The organism is Rothia sp. 11254D007BW, assembly GCF_053548195.1.
In genome coordinates, this window is record NZ_JBPWPK010000001.1 from 398,663 (window position 1) to 417,598 (window position 18,936).

Consider the following 18,936-nt stretch of genomic DNA (forward strand, 5'->3'; position numbering starts at 1 on the left):
GGTTTACCCGCAACTAGTTGCGGGTAAACCAGAATAAATGCGGTCAACTCAAGTGCCCGGCGGGCCCTCCGTCACCGGTCACCCATACCTAACCTTCTCTTTGTTCTCACCAGCCCTACCGGTACCCTTATAACAGTCCCACCCTCTACCACTACGAGCGGAGCGCAGCCGAATGAGCCGCATCATTGCAGGAGCCGCAGGCGGCCTGCGCCTAGCCAACGTCCCCGGTGATAACACCCGCCCCACCACCGACCGGGTCAAAGAAGCCCTTTTTTCCCGCCTGGATACCTACAACATGTTGGACGGCGTGCGCGCCCTCGACCTTTTCGGCGGCTCGGGTGCCCTGGGCTGCGAAGCTCTCTCGCGCGGGGCTGCCCACGTGGACTTCGTAGACCACTACCCCAAGGCCGTTACCGTCATTGAAAAAAACATTGCCGCCGTGGGCAAGACCGCCGGGGGTACTGCCCGCGTACATAAGATGACGGCCCGCACCTACCTTTCGGCGGGGGCGTCCGCCTGGGACCTGGTCTTTATTGACCCGCCCTACGCCGTAACCAACAGCGAGCTCGAAGAGCTGCTGGCCCTGCTGGCACCCCGCCTGACCGAGGGAGCGGTGGTGGTGGTTGAACGGGCCTCCCGCACCGACGAGCCCACCTGGCCCGAAGGCCTCGAAAAGTTTGCCGAGAAAAAATACGGTGAGACCGTGCTCTATTATGTGGAGCCCGCCGTCTAGTTTAGGGTGGAACTATGAGTGAGAACACAAATAACCCCGGTCATCAGCCCCAGTCGACCCCAGAAACGAGCCAGGGAGCGTCCGCGCCCCTGCTGACCGAAAACACCCTGGTGGTGCAGCAAACCCGCAGCTTCATGAGCAATGACTTTGAGATACAGAGCCAGGACGGGCGCGTGCTCGGCCGGGTGCTCACCACCGGCTCAACCGCAGGCCGCCTGCTCAAGGGCAACCGCACCTTTGACCTGGTCGACGGCAGTGGGAACCTTCTTCTCAAGATTGTTGACCCCTTTGACTTTGGCCTGGACCGCTACGAACTGCTGAACCCCGATGGCTCCCTCTTCGCCCACGTGCAAAAGCAGTTCTCTTTCATGCGCAAGCGCCTCACCATCGAGCTGCCGGGCCTCACCCTGGAGCTCGAAGGTAGCCTCTTCGAGTACGACTTCAACATCACGGTTAACGGCCATGTAGCTGCCCGCGTTGCCCGCGAGTGGGGCGGCCTGGTGGCAGGGCTGCGCGGTAAGAGCCGCTACGGGGTGAACTTCGACCCCGGCGCCCCCGAGCCCGTGCGCCTGGCCATGCTGGGCGGTTTGGTTGCCCTTGACCTCATTCGGGCAAAGGACGCCCGCAACTAGGGCTTAGCCGCTATAGGCACGCAGACGGGTGGCGGCCTCCTGCAGTACTTCCGGGCGCTTGCAGAAGGCAAAACGCACGTAGGTCTGCACCCGCTGCCGGTAGGCCTCGGTCGTAAAGGCTGTCAGTGGAATCAGTGCGACCCCTGCCTGCTCGGGAAGCAGATGGCAGAGCTCTTCTGCTGAGGTCAGGTCCCGTTCAGCCAGGACCCTCGACACATCGGCTACCGCGAAGAAGGTACCTGCCGGGGGAGTTACCTCCCACGGTGATCCCGCTAGGTTTTCCACCAAAATGCGCCGCTGCTGGGCGTAGCGGGCCTGTACCCCGGTATAGAAGTCATCGCCCAGGCCCACGCCAACAGCCGCAGCTGCTTGCAGGGGAGCGGCCGCAGAGTGCGTGAAATAGCCCTTCACCAGGCGGATGGGGAGTATAAGGTTTTCTGGGCCGGTCATCCACCCCACCCGCCAGCCGGTGGCCGAGTGGGTCTTAGAAATCGCTGAAACCGCCACCGTGCGCTCTGCTGCTCCCGGCAGGGTCTGAATGGGCTGGTAGGGGCCGGTAAAGACCAGGTGCTCGTAGACCTGGTCAGCCAGAATCACAGCATCGTACCTGGTCGCCAGCTCCACGATCTTAGTCTTTGCTTCGGTTGAAAAGACCATACCTGTGGGGTTGTGCGGGTCGTTGACTACCACCAGGGCTGTGCGGTCAGAAAAAGCTGCTTCGAGGGCGTCCAGATCGGGTTCAAACGTGGGTGGCACAAGCGGAACGGTGCGGACGCGCGCCCCGGCTAGGGCGGCAGCGGCAGGGTAGAGGTCGTAGTAGGGTTCGAAGAGAACAACCTCGTCACCCGGTTCTACCAGGGCCGCAATGGTAGCTGCCAGGGCTTCAGAGGCGCCGGCGGTTACCGTCACCTGGGTATCGGGGTCGAGGGTAAGCCCGTAGAAACGCTGCTGGTGCTCGGCAATGGCCTGCCTCAGGGCGGGGTTACCCGCGATGGTAGCGTACTGGTTGACCCCGCTAGCCAGGGCGTCAGCTGCTGCCCGGAGCATCTCGGCGGGGCCGTCCGTATCTGGAAAACCCTGCCCCAGGTTCAGGGCACCGTAGCGGTGAGCAAGGGCCGACATCTCTTCGAAGATGGTAGAGCGCCAGTGGCCGTCCGCCCCCATCAGCCCGGCCGCTAGCCCAACCCGTTCAAAGGCCCGTTGCTTCTTCTCAGTGGCCATCTGGTGCCGACCCCGCTCTCGTCTAGCCCACCGCCGTACGTGCAGGGCGGGCGTCCGTATCTTTGTCTGAACCCAAGATTACCGGCCTCCCCCTGTTGCCCAAGAGAGCATGACTTAGTGTGTCATACCTAACCAACCTGCTGTAGCCTAGAGACATGCAATTGGTTGTCTGTCCCGGATCCTTTGACCCCATCCACAACGGTCACGTCGAAATCATCACCCGCGCCGCAAAAATCTACGGTAACGTCATCGTCGCGGTCTCCCACAACTCCAAGAAAAAGTACCGCTTCACCCTCGAAGAGCGCGTCGCCATGGTTGAGGAAACCTTCGCCCTCTTCGACGGGGTGAGCGCCAAAGTGCTACCCGAGGGGGAACTGCTGGCTAACTTCGTGCGCGACCAGGGGTCCGTGCTCATCGTGAAGGGGCTGCGCAACACCGCCGACTATGAATACGAGGCTCCCATGGCCTCGATGAACCGGCACATCGCCGGGGTTGAAACCAGCTTTATCGCCGGAGACCCCAAGTACAACCACATCTCATCGACCATCGTTAAAGAGGTCGCAGGCTTCGGCGGGGACGTGCGGGCTTTCGTCCCGCGCGCGGTGCAGCGAGCCCTCTACCCCGAGCAATAATGTGGTCAGCCAAACAAGAGGTTAAACCTAGAGCGCTTGATTCGGCCGGTCTTAAACCCCTAAAATAGGTACTTGGTTTAAAACATTCGATAGGGAGTTCGTCATTTCACGAAAAGATTCATCGCCCCTTACGATCTCGGTTCGAGATCTAGCTCATCGCCCGGGCGCTATGGAGACCCTTGATGAAGTTCTGCCAGCGCCAAGCGATTTTGGCAACGCTCTGATTGAGGCGGAAGAAGGCAGCGACATTGACCTCAATGTTCGCCTGGAATCCGTTTCAGATGGTATCTTGGTAACTGGTACTGCAACTGTCACCGTTTCCGGTGAATGCAGCCTTTGCCTAGACCCGGTTGACTTTGATGTTACAGCCGATGTTCAAGAGCTTTTTGTTTTCGAGAAGGCCCCCGAAGGCGGCCCCGAAGATGAAGTAGATGAGCAGTACGCCGTAGAGAACGATGAAATTGATCTCGAACCGGCGCTGCGGGACGCAGTGATTCTTCAACTGCCGTTCCAACCTGTTTGCAGTGACTCCTGTCAGGGCCTGTGCTCCGAATGTGGTGCACGCCTTGAGGACGACCCTGAGCACCATCATGAGGTCATCGACCCCCGGTGGAACGCGCTATCAGCGTTGCTCGATGCGAACGACAAATAAAACTTATAAAGCAACAAGAGAAAAGAGATAGCTGTGGCTGTTCCCAAGCGGAAAATGTCCCGTGCTAACACCCGCGCCCGCCGTTCCCAGTGGAAGGCTTCCGTTCCTCAGCTGGTCAAGACCGTAGAAAACGGTCGCGTCACCTACTCCCTGCCCCACCAGGCAAAGCTCGTGACTGACTCAGCTGGCAACGAACTCTTCTACGAGTACAAGGGCCGCAAGGTAGCTGACGCCTAATTCGCGCCTTATGACTAACTCTGCATCACAAGAGTTTCTGAAACGTCTCGGTATCGATCTCGATACCGAGACGTTTCAGCTTGCAATGACTCACCGCTCCTACTCCTTTGAAAACGGCGGTATACCCCACAACGAGCGCCTGGAATTTTTGGGTGACTCCGTGCTGTCTTTAGCCGTCGCTTCAGAGCTCTACATCAAATTCCCTGACCTGCCCGAGGGCGAGCTGGTCAAGCGCCACCACGTGATTGTTTCCACCCGTACCCTGGCTAACCTGGCCCGCAGCCTCAAGCTGGGGCCCTGCGTCCGCCTGGGTAAGGGGGAGAAGAAAAGCGGTGGTGCCGATAAGGATTCCATTCTGGCTGACACTATGGAGGCTGTCTTCGGTGCCGTGTATATGAAGCACGGGCCTAAAGCTGCCCACCAGTTGGTGCTAGACCATACTGCGCACCTGCTAGACGATAACAAAACCCTGAACGTGGGCCGTGACTGGAAGACCGAAATTCAGGAATACGCCGCAGCCCAGGGCACCGGCGAGCCCGTCTACGAGGTTGAGGGCACCGGCCCCGACCACGCCCGCCGCTACACCGCCAAGGTCCTCCTGGCCGGGAAGGTCATGGGGCAGGGCAAGGGCACCAGCAAGAAGGAAGCCGAGCGTATGGCTGCCGAACAGGCTTACTACAGGGTCTACGGCTAGGCCAAGCAAGACTTTACCTACACAAAGAGGGGCGGCTCCACCGAAAGATATCGGTGGAGCCCCCCCTCTTGTCGTGCTACCAGGCTGATGCCTTGCTGCGGCTAGGGCAGGCTGATTTCGTCATCCCTACCCACAATGTTGATAGAGGTGGTCTGGGTGGGAACCTGCTCTAAACGCTCGGCTGCCAGAGCCCGTACTCGCTTGCGGACGGCCAGCCAGCCAACCACCAGCACGGGCACCACCAGAAGCATGGCCGCCAGGGCGTAGGTGCCGATGGGGTAGTCGAAGGCGATGAGCACCAGTACACCCACCAGGAAGGCCATGGTGAGCCAGTTGGTGACGGGCGCTAGGGGAGCCTGATACTCGGGGCGGACGCGCTCACCCCGGCGGGCCATGGCCACAAAGCGCTGGTGGGGTAGGGTGATGGCCATCCAGCCAATCACGATACAGACGGCTGAGATGTTGAGGACGATTTCGAAGGCCTCGGAGGGCTTCCAGTAGTTAATCGCCACACCGAGCAGGGCCACTGCACCGGTGAGCAGAATGCCGCCGATGGGCACACCCGACTTGCTCATAGCCCCGGTGAAACGGGGAGCTGAGCCGTTCATGGCCATAGAGTGGGTAATACGGCCTGTGGAGTAGAGGCCCGCATTCAGCGATGAGGCCGCTGCGGTAATGACCACCAGCTGCATGATGGGGGCGGCGTAGTCCACACCGATGGAACCGAAGAAGGTCACGAAGGGAGATTCATCGGCCGAGTAGGCGTCGTAGGGTAGCAGCAGGGAGAGCAGCAGTACGGAGCCTACATAGAAGAGGGCAATACGCCAGACCACGGTGTTGATGGCCTTGGGGATAGCCTTGCGGGGGTCCTTAATTTCACCCGAGGCGGTACCAACTAGCTCAATACCGGAGTAGGCGAAGATAACACCCTGAGAGACAACCAGCGCCGCCATCAGGCCGTTGGGCAGGAAGCCGGACTCGGCGATGTGGGTAAAGCCCACGGGCGAGCCTGTGGGGGTACCGAAGATAACGAAGAAGATACCGATGATCATGAAGAGCACCAGGGAGCCGACCTTAATCAGGGCAAACCAGAACTCCAGTTCACCGAAGATTTTGACCGAAATCAGGTTCATCGATACCACCACGACAATGACGATGAGCGCCACGACCCACTGGTCAATCTGCTCGATAGCAGGTATGTACTGGCCAAACCAGTTGAAGTAGATGGCGATAGCGGTGGCGTCCACAATGGCGGTGGCGGCCCAGGAGAACCAGTACATCCAGCCCACGAAGAAGGCCCATTTTTCGCCGTAAAATTCGCGGGTGTAGCTGACGAAAGAGCCGGACGAGGGGCGGTAGCTGACCAGTTCACCTAGCTGCCGCAGAATCAGGTAGCCGAAAAAACCGGCAATCGCGTAGAGGAAGATGAGGGAGGGGCCGGCATCGTGCAGGCGTCCGCCCGCTCCGAGAAAGAGGCCGGTTCCGATAGACCCGCCCATGGCGATCATCTGAATCTGGCGGGGCTTGAGCCCCTGCTGGAAGCCTTCTTGCTCGTGGGCGAAGGACGGCACATCGGCGTGCTGCCCTCTGGGGGATGGGGGTGTCGACAAAAGTCTCTCCTTGATACAGAAGGGTTGGTTCTGCCCCTGCCACCAGCTCACTATCAGTAGGCTGGTTGCAGGCGAGAATGCACAGGGTCTATTCTGCACCTGATATGTTCAATATGTGGGCACCACGCGGTGCATATTTTTTCATTTTTTTGAAAGGCGGAGTGAATATGCCAGAGTTACCCGAGGTTGAGGTGGTTCGCCGGGGCCTAGCTGGGCACATCCTTGGGGCCGTGCTGGAGCGCGTGCAGGTGGTGGACGGACGCTCGGTGCGGCGCCACGAGGCCGGACCGGTGGACTTCGAGAGACTACTCACAGGCCAACGGATTATCGATGTGGCAAGACGAGGTAAGTACCTCTGGCTGCTTTTTGAGGGCAATGAAGACTTTGCCTTGGTCATCCACCTGGGAATGAGTGGCCAGGTGCTCCTCAAAGACCCCGAGCTACCAGCAGAAAAGCACCTCAAGGTGCTCATTGACCTAGCCGGTGCAACCGATGAGAGCGGGCGCGAAGCCCCGCTCACCCTGCGCTTTGTGGATCAGCGTATCTTCGGCGGCATGTTTACCAGCCCCCTGCTACCCGTGCACAACGCCGCCGGGCAGCCGGTGCCGGGGGCGTCCGCGTCCGCTCTGGGCCTTCCCCTGATCCCGCAGGCTGTTGCTCACATTGCCCGTGACCCGCTTGACCCCTACTTCGACTTTGGGCAGTTCAGACGCACCATGCTGGGCACCTCCACCGGCATCAAAAAGCTCCTGCTCGATCAAAGCGCTATCTCCGGGGTGGGCAACATCTACGCCGACGAGGCCCTCTGGAGAGCCCGCCTGCACTACGCTAAACCGGCCAAGAGTATCCCAGCCTCAACCGCCCGTGACCTGGTGGACGCCGCTCGTGCCGTTATGCGGGACGCCCTAGCCCAGGGTGGCACCAGCTTCGATGCCCTCTACGTTAACGTCAACGGGGAATCGGGCTACTTTGACCGCTCCCTCAAGGCCTACGGGCAGGCAGGCCAGCCCTGCCCCCGCTGCCTAGAAGCGGGGCGCACCTCGCTGATGGTGCGGGAGCCCTTCGGAGGCAGGAGCTCCTACCGGTGCCCCCATTGCCAACGGAAACCCAGAGGAATGTAACCACATCAAACGGCAGGCAGAACGCCTAGGCCAGCGACCCTCTTGGGCTCGCGCGGGGCGCTCGCCCAATTCACCGCCAGCCCCGGTCCAGCTGGCCGACGGCGCTCTGCCTGCCTGTGTTAGATGAGCTAGTTATCTGCCTGCCTATGTTAGATGAGCTAGTGAGTAGTTGCTGCGAATCTTCGCCCGTAGAACTCACCCAGCCGCTCATACCCTTCCTCCAGGGAAACAGCCGGGGACCAGCCCAGAAGCTCCCGGGTGGTGCGCTGGTCGAACCAGTGGGCGGTGGAGAGCTGCTCGGCTAAGAAAGAGGTCAGCGGGGGAATCTGCCCGGGGGCACAACGGGCCCAGACCTTTTCCATGGCTAAACCCAGCCCGTAGGCCACGGACGCCGGTAGCGAGTAAGCCGGAGGCTTGACGCCGCAGGCGCTACACATACCGGAGATGATCTCACCGACCGGGCGGGGCTGGCCGTTCGTTACCACCAGGGGCACCCCGCGGATAGTCTCAAGACGCTGGTAGCCGCGCACGAAGGCGTCCGCCCCGTTGTCGATGTAGAGGGTGTCGATCATAGCTGTGCCCTGATTGAGCAGGGGTAGGCGGCCTGCAGCGGCGCGTTCTAGCACTCGTTCCACCAGCTGGGTATCGCCGGGGCCCCAAACGATGTGGGGGCGCAGCACACCCACCCAGAAGTCGTCCGCATCGTAGCTCAGGGCCAGCAGCTCAGACTCGGCCTTAGAACGGGCATAGTTGCCCCGGGCATGGCTGGGGCTAGCGGGTGGGTTGCCCTCGCCCACGATCGAGGCCCCCGTATGGGCTACCGAGGGTGAGGACGTGTGCAGGAACTTACCGATACCCACTGCGCGGGCGGCATCGAGCAGGGTGCGGGTGCCCTCGACGTTGACCTGCCGGTAATCCTCCCAGTCTCCGACCACAGACACCTTGGCTGCCAGGTGGATAACACCCTGAACACCGGTGACAGCCCGGCCGACCGCCAGCTGGTCTGTGAGAGAACCCTGCACCTGGTCGAAGCGGTCAGCCAGGTGGGCAGGGAGCATCTGGGCGATACCGGAGTCCCCGCGCTGAAAGGCCCGCACAGAGTAGCCGGCACGGAGCAGAGCAAAGACGACCTCGCGGCCAAGAAGCCCCGAGGCGCCGGTGACCAGCACCCGCTCAGCACGGGCTGGCTGACAGAACTCGGGGGCGAGCGGACGCAGTGAGACTACCACGCGATAACCCCCTTGCCCAGACGGGCCCGCTTCCCTTCTAGAAGCTGCTGGGCCCAGGTAGCAAGCACCGGGCGGTCAATCTTCGAGTTGTGCCGCACATCGGTGGGGTGCTCCGCAACCACCAGCACAGCCGATACCTCTACCCCGGTTTCCGCCAGTACTCGCTCCCGCACCCGCTGAGCTAGGTCGGCTGGTGCCAGACCGTTGCGGGTCTTCTTACCCCGGAAAGTGGGGCCAACTTCGGCCACGATCAGGACGGACGCCGCCCCGGCCGGGCCGGTCGCCACAGCTGCTGCCCGGCGCACCTCGGCATCGAGTTCGGCAGCCTGCTCCAGGGCCACCGGGGTGAGCACGCCCTGGGCGGTCACTAGCACGTGGGCGAGACGGCCCTCGACCCACAGGCGTCCGCTGGCATCGAAATGCCCCACATCGCCGGTGCGGTGCCAGCCGGGGGTGGAGCTTGAAGCGCGTTCGGTGACCCAGAGGGTGTCGTAGCGGTCCTTAACATGCGGGGCAGACACCAGAATCTCACCGGTAATACCGGGTTCGCTGGTCACCTGCTCCGAGACCGTGCCGTCCTCGAGCAGGGGAGCAATCTGCAGGGCAGCACCGTGAACGGGTCTACCCACGCACACACCACCGCCAGCTCCCGGAAGGCCGTCTGAAGCGTCCTGCTCAGCCTGCTGAATTTCGGCAAAGGAAACGTCGGTGGTGGGAAGAGCCTCGGTCATGCCGTAGGGGGTATGCAGGGAGGCTGCCGGGAGTAGGGCCTGCAGGCGGGCTAGCAGGGGAGAGGTAATAGGGGCACCGGCTGAGAGCAGGGTAGTCACCTGCCCCAGGGCTGCCTGCTGCTGGCTGGTGAGCCCCTCGACCGTTTCGAGCACGTTCATGAGCGCTGCCGGTGAGGCAAAGACCGTGGTTGCCCCGATAGCCTGGGCAGCGGACGCCAGGGCCGAAGCGGTCAGGGTCTTAGGCTTGGTGACGTCCATGGCCGGGGTGACGGATGTGGCACCCAGGGCCGGGCCCAGCAGCGCGAAGGGGGCAAAGCCGGCGACCAGACCGCTCCCGGCTGCCAGATCGTAGGTGGCAGCGATCGTGTCTCTCATGGCGGCCAACTGGCGGTGGGTGTAGACCACGCCCTTAGCTGGGCCGGTAGATCCAGAGGTGTAGAGGATAGCGGCGTCCGCGTCGGGGTCCGGGTCCGCTACCGCAAAAATGTCGGGGGTGACAAAGTCATCGACCGAGGCCACCACACCCAGGGCGCGGGCGGCGGAAGCGGGCAAGGAAACGGCTGCAATGCGCTGCCCGGGCCAGCCCAGGGTACGGGCCAGGGCCAGGGCTGCTGGGATACCGATCAGCCAGGACGGGCGGGCCCCCTTGAGAGCGCGCGTCAACCCAGCTGCCCCCAGGCCGGTATCGGCAACAACAATCACAGCGCCAATCTTGAGGCAGGCGTAAATCAAGGTGGTGAGCTTGATGCCGGGCGGAACCAGCAGGTTAACACGGTCCCCGGGCTGAACCCCCAGCCGGTGTAGGCCGGCGGCAACCCGATCAACCTCGGCAGCCAGCTCAGACCACGACAGCTGGGCGGCTACCTCGGTGCCGTCCCCCTTTCTGCTCATATCAACGATGGCTAGGGTGGTGTCGTCCGCCCGGTCTGCCAGCTCAGCTCCCATGGGGCGGTAATGAGCGGACGCCGGTACCCGGGCAGCGCGCGCGGTGAGGTGGAGGTCCCGCTGGGTCGTGCCGGTGACGAAGTGCTCGGTCAGCCAGGCCAGAATGGGGGTGGCGATGTCTTCATCTTCGGCAACCAGGTGGCTGGCGGTTTCAAAACGGTGGATGTCGGCCTGCGGCAGGCGGGTAGCCAGGTCGGCCATGTAACGGCGCTGGAAGACCGGGTCTTTAGTACCCCAGAGCATCAGGGCAGGCAGGTTAAGGTCTGTAATACCTTCGGCAACAGAGACCATGGGGCGGTAGCTGGCAGCCGCCTCGGTTGCCGGTATGTCGGCCACGAAATTCCGCACGCCCACCCGGTGCTCGGCGGTGGTGTAGGGCAGCTTGTAGGCCTTCTTGACCGCAGCATCAAGCCCGCCCTGGGCCAGACCCAGAGTCACGTCGATAAAGGCGGTTGATTTTTCGGTCGCCCAGGAATGCAGTGCCGGGTTGAGGGCTGCCTGCAGGGCGACCGGGATTTTCTCACCGGCGTCATGAAAAACAGCGGTGTTGGTCAGCATGACACCCGAGACAATCTCACGGTGGCGCAGGGCCCACCCCAGCGAGATCAGCCCGCCCCAGTCATGGGCCAGCGTGACAAGGGGCAGGTCGGTAGTGTCAAGCCCAAGCGCGGCCGTAAAATCACCGAGGTCAGCAATGCGGTCTGAAAGCGAACGGGTCAGGCCGGTGCGCTCCGAATAGCCCATATCGAGCTGGTCTACCGCTACCACGCGCCAGGGCTGCTCGGCATCAGTGGCGGCAGCGATAACCGACCGCCAGAGATAGGACCAGGTGGGGTTACCGTGCACCGCCAGTACGGTACCGACCGGGGTGCGCCCGGCGGCCTCGAGCGCCGGGCCATTATCGAGGTAGTGCCAGCGGCGGCTAGCCCCGGCTTCTTCTACCGGGGCGGACGCGGGCACCTGCACCTGCTGGGACCAGGCAGGGTCAACGCCGGGCCAGAGGGCAGGAACAGGAGTGAGCTGAGAAAACGTCATAGTGGCTCCTACCAGGTGATTTCCATGAGCGCGGTGTTCAGGCCGGAACCCACACCCATGCAGAGAATACGGTCACCGGCTACGAAGTGGGCGCTTTCCTCAGCCAGGGTCATGGGAAGGGCGGCTGCCGCCACGTTGCCCCAGACCGGGAAAGTCATGGGGATGCGCTCGCGGTCGATACCCACGGCTTCAATAATGGCGTTGGTGTGGGCGTTAGAAATTTGGTGGGTTACGTAGGAGCGCATGTTGCCCCAGTCCCAGCCGTTCTGGTGGGCTTCTTCCCAGGCCTCAGCAACTAGCTGCAGGCCGTGTTTGAGCAGGCCCGCGGCGTCCGTATTCATCCCCTGGTCGGCTTCACCGCCAATGCAGAGGTTGCGGTGCTCGGTTCCCGCGCGGGAGACCGAACCGATAATCTTGTGGCCCGCCGGGTGCAGGTCGGAGCGGCCAATGACGGCGGCCGCAGCTCCCGAGCCCAGGGTCAGGGTAGCGAACTGGGCCAGCACATCGTCTCGGGTTGAATCGGGGCGGTTGAGCTGGCGCAGGGCTGTGGCGTGCCAGGGGGAGGGGTCTTCGCCGTCGACGATGAGGGCATAGTCGATAGCCCCGGCGTCAATCATGGTAGCAGCAACCGTAATGCCGTTGACGAAGCCCAGGCAGGCGTTGGTGATATCGAAGTTCAGAGCGTGGCGGGGCAGGCCCAGGCGGTCGTGAATACCCACGGCTACAGCAGGTTCAAAATTATCGCGGGTGACCGAGGTGTTAATAATTAGCCCGATTTGTTCCTTGCTGATACCGGCCTGGGCGATAGCCTGCTCAGCAGCCTGCACCGCGCCGTCCTCAAAATGCATGGCCGAGCCCCAGGAACGGCGCTCGCTAATACCGGCGAGACGCTCGAGTAGGCCCTTGGGCATCCTCAGCCGCTTGTAGGTGGCCGCTAGTTGCTCGTCAAAGTAGGAGCTGGTGACGACCTCCGGCGGTAGCACCCTGGTTACCGATAACAGGGAGGCGTTCTTGTGGCGAATATCTGAATTAGCGGTCAATCTACTCTTCTAGCCTTAGATGGGACTCTGGTAAACCCTTATTTGAAGAAACAGGGCACTTTTTCAATAATATGCCCCGGCGGGGCAGGTACGGTGATTGATGGTGCGGGTTCATCTCACACCGAACAGGGGCGCGGGCCTGCGGTAAAGTGGTAAGCCGACCCAAACCCGTTTTTACCCAACCGATGGGGCCTACCACTATGTACCTAAAATCTTTGACCGTGCGCGGCTTTAAGTCTTTTGCATCGGCCACCGTGTTTGAGTTTGAGCCGGGCTTGAATGTGCTGGTGGGGCCGAACGGGTCGGGTAAGTCGAACGTGGTGGATGCCCTTGCCTGGGTGATGGGTGCCCAGGGGGCTAAGCAGCTGCGTGGTGGTGCCATGAAGGACGTCATTTTTGCTGGCGGTGGTTCCCGCGGTGCGCTGGGGCGCGCCAAGGTTGAACTGGTGATTGATAACGAGGACGGCGCCCTGCCGCTTCCTCATGCTGAGATCCGGCTTTCGCGCACCATGTTTTCTGCAGGCGGTTCTGAGTATGAGATCAACGGGGAGCCTGCCCGCCTGGCTGATGTACAGGATCTACTGGCGGACGCCGGTGTGGGCCGGGAACTCTACACCCTGGTGGGGCAGGGGCAGGTCGATAAGATTTTGCACGGTACAGCTGATGACCGCCGCGAGCTGATTGAGCAGGCTGCCGGCTTGCTCAAGCACCGTAAGCGCCAGGCGAAGACCGCGAGCAAGCTTGATGATTTGAAGACCAATCTTGACCGGCTGGAGGATCTAGCCGGTGAGCTGGCTGAGCAGCTGGAAGGACGCCGGGAGCAGGCTGACGCGGCCCGGGCAGCTAGCGAGGTGGCGGGCCGTGTTCGCAGCTTGACCGCTGATCTTCTGGCTCACGATGCACGCGCCATGATGCAGGAGCGGGAGGCCGAGCAGGCCGCTGGCCAACAGGCTGAGGCTGCCCGCCTACGGGCGCAGGAGCGCAGTCGCACCATCGAGGGGCAGCTGGGGGAGTTGGCCGAGGCCCGGCAGGTAGCCCAGCAGGCGCTGGATGAAGTTACCCAGCGTCGTACCTCCCTGAAAGAGGTTGCCCACCTGGTGGAGACGGTTCAGCTTGTGGCTGCTGAACGTTTGTCCGCCTCCCACCACGAGGAAGAAGATCAGGACGCCGCCACCCGCCTAGATTCGGCCCAACAGGCCTGTGCCCGGGAGGAAGAAAACCTTGAACGGGCCCGGGAGGCGGGGAAAGCGGCTGAAGAAGAACTTACCGCTGCCCACTCTGCCTTAGAGAAGGCTCAGGCGGAGCAGGGCACAGCTCGGCAGGCCCTGGCTACGGCCGACCAGCAGGTGCGGGACTATAAGGAGAACCTGTCGCAGCTCACCTCCCAGCTGGCTACCGCCCGCGTGGCTTTTGAGCGAGCCGGTGAAGAGGCCGCCCGACGAGTAGCTGAGTATGCCGAGGCTAAAGAGCAGGGGGCTTCTGCCGGTGCTGATACCGAGCGGGCTCAGGCAGCCGTGAACGGCTACCGGGAGCAGCTAGAGCGTGCCGAAGCCGAAGAAGAAAACCTGCGTCGGGCGCGCCAGCAGGCGAGCGAAACGGTGGAGTCTAGCCGCAAAGAGTTGCATCAAGTTCAGGTAAAGCTTCATGCTGCTCAGGCTCGCTGCGAGGCCCTTGAGGCAGCCTGGCAGCATGACGATGCCGAAAGCGGCGATAGTGAAGATCTCCGCCAACAGGCCCTGGAGCAGGGAGCTCAGGAACTTATTTCTCTACTTGAGATTGAAGAAGCCTGGCAGGCTGCTGTGGCTGCTGTCCTGGGCCCCTATCTGAGGGCCCTAGCCCTGACAAGCGGTGAGCCCCTGCCTGCTGGAGTAACCCAGCTTTATTCCGTCACGGGTGACATTGAGCAGATTGACCTGCGTGAACTATCTACATCTCAAGCTGAGGTTTATCAAGCTCGCCCGCTAGTGGACGTCCTGACCGCACCGCAGGCCCTCAGTCGTGCCCTCGCCGTGCTCACCGCTGATACCTACCTGACTCCCGACGAGGAAGCCGCCCGCACCCTGGTAGCTGCCCACCCGGGCGTCCGCGCTGTGACTCCCGACGGAACCGTGCTAACCGCAGGCTCAACCCTCTACCCCTCCTACGAGCGGCCCCTGACTGAACGCTATGCTGAACTCACCCGAGCTCAACAGACCCACCGGGAGCTTGCCCAGCAACAGGAGCAGGCAGAGAGGGCCCACCAGCAGGCCGAAGAAGCGCTAAAGGCTGCTCAGGAGGCTGAAAAAGCCCAGGCCCGTACCACCGGCTCACTCACGGCTCAGCTAGCTGCCGCCCGGGCAGACCTTGCCACCCTCACCGGCAGGGCAGAAAGCTCACAGGCGGCCCTTGACCGTCTGCAAGAAGCCGCTACCCGCGCCGAAGAAGCCCAGAAAGAGACCCAAAGGCACGTGGAGGCCGCCCAAGAGGCCTTGGCCCAGGCACGCAGCACGGAACCCCAAGCCGACAGCGCTACCCTGCGCGAGGCCGTCCGCACCGCAGAAAAAACCCTGGTTGAAGCCCAGGAGGCTAAAACCCTCGCCGAGGCTTCAGCAACCTATGCCCGCGAAAAAGAGGAAGCTGCCCAGGCCCGCCTCACTCAGGCCCAAGAAGCCCTGGCCGCCCTCGAAAAGGCTGAGGAGGTTCGTCAGCTGCGCCAACAAGAGGCCGCTGACGCCGGGTATCGTGCCCGCAGGGTAGCTGCCTGTGCCAAGGCTCTGGCGCTGGCCCTCACGCAGGTGGAGAGCCAGGAGTACGAGGAACACAGTAAGGCCCTGGCCCGTGCTGAGCAGGCCCAGCAGGTGCTCACCGCTACCCGCGAAGAACTGGCCGGTGCCCAGACCTCCCTGGCTGCTGCCCTAACCCTGCAGGCTGAATCGTCGGCCCAGGGCGCCCGTGTTGAAGCACGCTGGGAAGCCCTGACCCAGCGGATAGATAGCGAATTGGGGCTCAGCCTTGAGGCCCTGCTCGAGAGCCACAAGGCCAGTGACCTGCCCCGGGAGGAGATCGAGACCGACCTTGCGGCGGCCGAGGCAGAGCTGGCCCGCCTGGGAGTTATCAACCCCCTGGCCCTTGAAGAATATGAGGCCCTCGAACAGCGCCATAGCTACCTGCGCCAGCAGATTAAAGACATCAAGACCTCGCGGGCAGACCTGCGGGCCGTGATGAAGGACGTGACCGGCCAGATTGAAACCTCTTTCAGTCGGGCACTGGCCGATGTGCAGGTGGAGTTCAGCCGGATTTTCGCCCTGCTCTTTCCCGGCGGCCAGGCCGAGCTGGTACTGGCCGACCCCAACGACCTTGAGCACAGCGGGCTTGATATCAGAGTGACACCGGCCGGTAAGAAGGTCACCCGCCTTTCCCTGCTCTCTGGCGGCGAGCGCACCCTGGCCTCTCTGGCCCTGCTCCTGGCGGTTTTTATGGCCCGCCCTGCCCCCTTCTATGTGCTGGATGAGGTAGAAGCAGCGCTTGATGACCGTAACCTGGGCCGTCTGCTGGAGGTGCTGGGGCAGCTGCGGGAGAAGTCCCAGCTGCTGATGATTACCCACCACCAGCGCACCATGGCCCAGGCCGATACCCTCTACGGCATCACCATGCGGCAGGGGGTTTCAAGCGTGCTCTCGCACCGCCTGGCAGACTAGGGTAGCTACTTGCCGGTGTAGCCTTCGTCAGCTATGTCTGCCGGGAACTTGGGGCGGTAGCCGGGGAACCAGCCAATAGCCGCAAGAAGAAGCAGAGCGCCGGCCACGATAAAGGCGGGGAAGAAGCCCCAGGCGTCGATAATAAAGCCAGCTACGAGCGGGCCGACGATCAGGCCGATGTCTGAGACCATCTGGTAGTAGGCCAGGGGCTGACCGCCTGAGCGCTTGTTGCCCACAATATCTGATACAGCAGCCTGCAGGGAGGGGCCGAGCAGGGCCGAGGCAATGCCCAGAAGCACGGCTGCCCCCACAAAGACAACCGGGTTGGTAATCAGGCCAAAGACGATGGTGACGATACCTGCCAGAATCAGCCCGGAAAAGACCATGGGGCGGCGGCCAATCTTATCGCCCATCTTGCCCGAGTAAATCTGGATTAGGGCGTTACCGGCTGCGTAGGTGGCCAGGGTGAAACCTGCCAGCTTGGCTCCAGCAACTGCGGCATCGTAGCCGGCTTCACCGGCATGCAGGTTAGCCAGGAGGGCTACAGCGGCGAGGGGAACCACAGTTGACTGCAGGCCGAAGACGCTCCACCCTACCGCCAGGTTGGTCACGAGGGCTGCTTTGAAGTTGGTGAACTTCAGGGCGTCGGCCAGCTTGAGTTCGGGCTTGGGTACAGCGATACCCTGGGTGTTGAGGTTAACCTCTTGCGGCTCGTCCTTGAGCTGGGTGAGCACCACAAGGGCCGCGCACAGGAGCATTGCCGCATAGACAAAGAAGGGTGCCCGCATGCCCAGGGACGAGGCCGCTGCCCCCAGAACGGGCCCCAAAATATTGCCCAGCAGGAAGGACGTAGCAAAGTAGCCCGAGACCTTACCCCGAATTGTCGGGGGTGAGTTGCGCACCAAGATACCCATGGCCGCTACGGTAAACATGACCGAACCGGTTCCGCCTACAATGCGGGAGGCAATGAGCATGGGGTAGTTAACTGAAAGTCCGGCGCCAATGGAGCCCAGCCCCACAATAATGAGGCCCGCTGAGTAGATGCGGCGCTCGCCGAAGCGGGAGATGAGGCGACCGGACGCCGGCGCGAAAGCCAGGCGGGAGAGCGCAAAGGCAGAGACGACGAAGGTTGCTGCCATGGCTCCCACATCGAAGCTGCGGGCAAATCCTGGGAGGACCGGGGCTACGAGTCCGTAGCCGAGGGCTATCAGAAAGGAGGCTGCAATGAGCACCTTGATCTGGGTGGGTACCTTGACGGCTTTGGTTGCGCTCGGCTTTTGAGTGCGGCTTTCCTGCCGTACTAATTCGGGGATGATGGGGATAGCCCCGGTATCCATGGAGGGGGTGGGTATGTGGTTACTCATGTGCGTGTGTTGTGGTGCCTCTGTGCTGTATCTATCGTTCCGAAAAGTATCTTAGCTCACAATGGCTGCTGTTGTGGGGTGGCGCTGTGCAGAAGTGCATTCTACTCCCATCATCGGGGCTGTATGGAGCGTGGAGAATATGGCAAGCTAGAAGGGTGAATGATTCTCTAACTCTCATTGTGTACATACTTCTGGGTGTGCTGATTTTAGGTGGCGTGCTCGCAGTTCTGCTGCGCGGCCCTAAGGCTCCTCAGGGCGGCTACGAGGGCACTCGCGATTCTGATGACCTACCCTCAGATAGCGCTGACGGCCCGGTTACCACGATCGAGCGTCCGGCGTCCGCTCAAGGCCGTCTGGTGCGTCTGCGCGCCCGACTCTCCCGCTCTAACAACCTGTTGGGCAAGGGCCTGCTGGCCCTGCTGTCCCGCGACAAGATCGACCAGGACGTCTGGGATGAGGTTGAGGAAACCCTGCTCCTGGCAGACCTGGGTGCCGAGCCCTCCGCCCGCCTGGTGGAGGCCCTGCAGCAGCGTGTGCGCGTGGAGGGCACTGAGAATCCCGCCCACGTCAAGCAGATGCTGCGTGAGGAGCTTCTTTCAATCGTGGGTGAAGATACCGACCGCTCCCTGGCCCTGGACGGTGCCGACGGCAACCCCGGCGTCGTGCTGGTCGTTGGTGTAAATGGTGTAGGCAAGACCACCACCGTGGGCAAGCTGGCCCGCGTAATGGTTGCTGAAGATAAGAACCTCCTGCTGGGTGCCGCCGACACCTTCCGCGCGGCGGCTGCTGACCAGCTCCAGACCTGGGGTGACCGCGTAGGGGTCGATACCGTCCGCTCCGATAAGGACGGCGCCGACCCGGCTTCCGTTGCCTTCGAAGCTATCCGCGAGGGCAAGGCCCGCGGCGTCGATACCGTCATGATTGACACCGCCGGACGCCTGCAAAACAAGGCCGGCCTGATGGACCAGCTGGGCAAAATCAAGCGCGTGGTCGAGAAAGAAGCCCCGGTCACCGAGGTGCTCCTGGTCATTGACGCCACCACCGGCCAGAACGGCATGATCCAGGCCAAGGTCTTCTCCGAGGTCGTTCAGATTACCGGTATCGTGCTGACCAAGCTCGACGGCTCAGCCAAGGGCGGCATTGTGGTCGCTATCCAGGAAGAGCTGGGTGTGCCCGTCAAGCTCATCGGCCTGGGCGAAGGCCCCGACGACCTGGCACCCTTCGAGCCCGGTGCCTTCGTAGACGCCCTGCTCGACTAAGGCGCAGCCCGAGTTTATCGAGGAACCGGGGGAACTGTTTCAAACAGTTCCCCCGGTTTTTTCATGCCCACCTAGAGCGCCGGTAACCTGCCCGTTACTGCCCGAAACACCCCCGTAACCCCTG

Annotated in this window: 15 protein-coding genes; 9 read left to right on the top strand and 6 right to left on the bottom strand. The window is 62.2% G+C overall.

Annotation, left to right across the window (positions count from 1 at the left end; all coding sequences use genetic code 11):
• Positions 1-172 precede the first annotated feature (172 nt).
• Positions 173-733 (top strand): 16S rRNA (guanine(966)-N(2))-methyltransferase RsmD, encoded by a 561-nt coding sequence (gene rsmD, locus ACEE43_RS01790; protein ID WP_449106989.1) that lies wholly within the window; start codon positions 173-175, stop codon positions 731-733.
• A gap of 14 nt (positions 734-747) precedes the next feature.
• Positions 748-1,365, top strand: a complete 618-nt coding sequence (locus ACEE43_RS01795; protein WP_449106990.1) for an LURP-one-related/scramblase family protein — start codon at positions 748-750, stop codon at positions 1,363-1,365.
• Positions 1,366-1,368: 3 nt separating this feature from the next.
• On the opposite strand, the gene ACEE43_RS01800 is transcribed toward ACEE43_RS01795, so the two are convergent.
• Positions 1,369-2,586, bottom strand: coding sequence for an aminotransferase class I/II-fold pyridoxal phosphate-dependent enzyme (locus ACEE43_RS01800; RefSeq protein ID WP_449106991.1), 1,218 nt, complete (start codon positions 2,584-2,586; stop codon positions 1,369-1,371).
• 155 nt (positions 2,587-2,741) lie between these two features.
• Between ACEE43_RS01800 and coaD the strand changes: the two genes are divergently transcribed.
• From coaD to rnc, 4 genes are all read left to right on the top strand, one after another.
• On the top strand, positions 2,742-3,218 hold the full coding sequence (gene coaD, locus ACEE43_RS01805; protein ID WP_449106992.1) for a pantetheine-phosphate adenylyltransferase: 477 nt from the start codon (positions 2,742-2,744) through the stop codon (positions 3,216-3,218).
• A gap of 169 nt (positions 3,219-3,387) precedes the next feature.
• Positions 3,388-3,870 carry a YceD family protein gene (locus ACEE43_RS01810; RefSeq protein WP_185174525.1) on the top strand — a complete coding sequence of 161 codons (483 nt, stop codon included), beginning with the start codon at positions 3,388-3,390 and terminating at the stop codon, positions 3,868-3,870.
• A 33-nt stretch (positions 3,871-3,903) separates the two neighbouring features.
• Positions 3,904-4,107 carry a 50S ribosomal protein L32 gene (rpmF, locus tag ACEE43_RS01815; protein WP_135011069.1) on the top strand — a complete coding sequence of 68 codons (204 nt, stop codon included), beginning with the start codon at positions 3,904-3,906 and terminating at the stop codon, positions 4,105-4,107.
• 10 nt (positions 4,108-4,117) lie between these two features.
• Positions 4,118-4,801 (top strand): ribonuclease III, encoded by a 684-nt coding sequence (gene rnc / locus ACEE43_RS01820; protein WP_449106993.1) that lies wholly within the window; start codon positions 4,118-4,120, stop codon positions 4,799-4,801.
• Between the two features lie 101 nt (positions 4,802-4,902).
• On the opposite strand, the gene ACEE43_RS01825 is transcribed toward rnc, so the two are convergent.
• Positions 4,903-6,411 (bottom strand): amino acid permease, encoded by a 1,509-nt coding sequence (locus ACEE43_RS01825; protein WP_449106994.1) that lies wholly within the window; start codon positions 6,409-6,411, stop codon positions 4,903-4,905.
• A gap of 167 nt (positions 6,412-6,578) precedes the next feature.
• Here ACEE43_RS01825 and mutM point away from each other — a divergent pair, with 167 nt between their 5' ends.
• Positions 6,579-7,532, top strand: a complete 954-nt coding sequence (gene mutM, locus ACEE43_RS01830) for a bifunctional DNA-formamidopyrimidine glycosylase/DNA-(apurinic or apyrimidinic site) lyase (protein WP_449106995.1) — start codon at positions 6,579-6,581, stop codon at positions 7,530-7,532.
• Positions 7,533-7,690: 158 nt separating this feature from the next.
• Here the strand turns inward: mutM and ACEE43_RS01835 are convergent, their stop codons facing one another.
• Genes ACEE43_RS01835 through ACEE43_RS01845 form a run of 3 tightly spaced genes read right to left on the bottom strand, consistent with a single transcriptional unit; the run spans position 7,691 to position 12,512 of the window.
• On the bottom strand, positions 7,691-8,761 hold the full coding sequence (locus tag ACEE43_RS01835) for an NAD-dependent epimerase/dehydratase family protein (RefSeq protein WP_449106996.1): 1,071 nt from the start codon (positions 8,759-8,761) through the stop codon (positions 7,691-7,693).
• Positions 8,755-11,472, bottom strand: a complete 2,718-nt coding sequence (locus tag ACEE43_RS01840; RefSeq protein WP_449106997.1) for an alpha/beta fold hydrolase — start codon at positions 11,470-11,472, stop codon at positions 8,755-8,757. The genes ACEE43_RS01835 and ACEE43_RS01840 overlap by 7 nt, the downstream gene beginning before the upstream one ends.
• 8 nt (positions 11,473-11,480) lie before the next feature.
• Positions 11,481-12,512 (bottom strand): 3-oxoacyl-ACP synthase III, encoded by a 1,032-nt coding sequence (locus ACEE43_RS01845; protein WP_449106998.1) that lies wholly within the window; start codon positions 12,510-12,512, stop codon positions 11,481-11,483.
• Positions 12,513-12,712: 200 nt separating this feature from the next.
• On the opposite strand from ACEE43_RS01845, the gene smc reads away from it, so the two are divergent.
• Complete coding sequence (smc, locus tag ACEE43_RS01850; RefSeq protein WP_449106999.1) at positions 12,713-16,189, top strand: chromosome segregation protein SMC; 3,477 nt, start codon at positions 12,713-12,715, stop codon at positions 16,187-16,189.
• Between the two features lie 5 nt (positions 16,190-16,194).
• Here the strand turns inward: smc and ACEE43_RS01855 are convergent, their stop codons facing one another.
• On the bottom strand, positions 16,195-17,553 hold the full coding sequence (locus tag ACEE43_RS01855; protein ID WP_449107000.1) for an MFS transporter: 1,359 nt from the start codon (positions 17,551-17,553) through the stop codon (positions 16,195-16,197).
• 155 nt (positions 17,554-17,708) lie between these two features.
• Here ACEE43_RS01855 and ftsY point away from each other — a divergent pair, with 155 nt between their 5' ends.
• Positions 17,709-18,812: a signal recognition particle-docking protein FtsY gene (gene ftsY, locus ACEE43_RS01860; protein WP_237194180.1), complete on the top strand. Its 1,104-nt coding sequence runs from the start codon at positions 17,709-17,711 to the stop codon at positions 18,810-18,812.
• Positions 18,813-18,936: the final 124 nt, after the last annotated feature.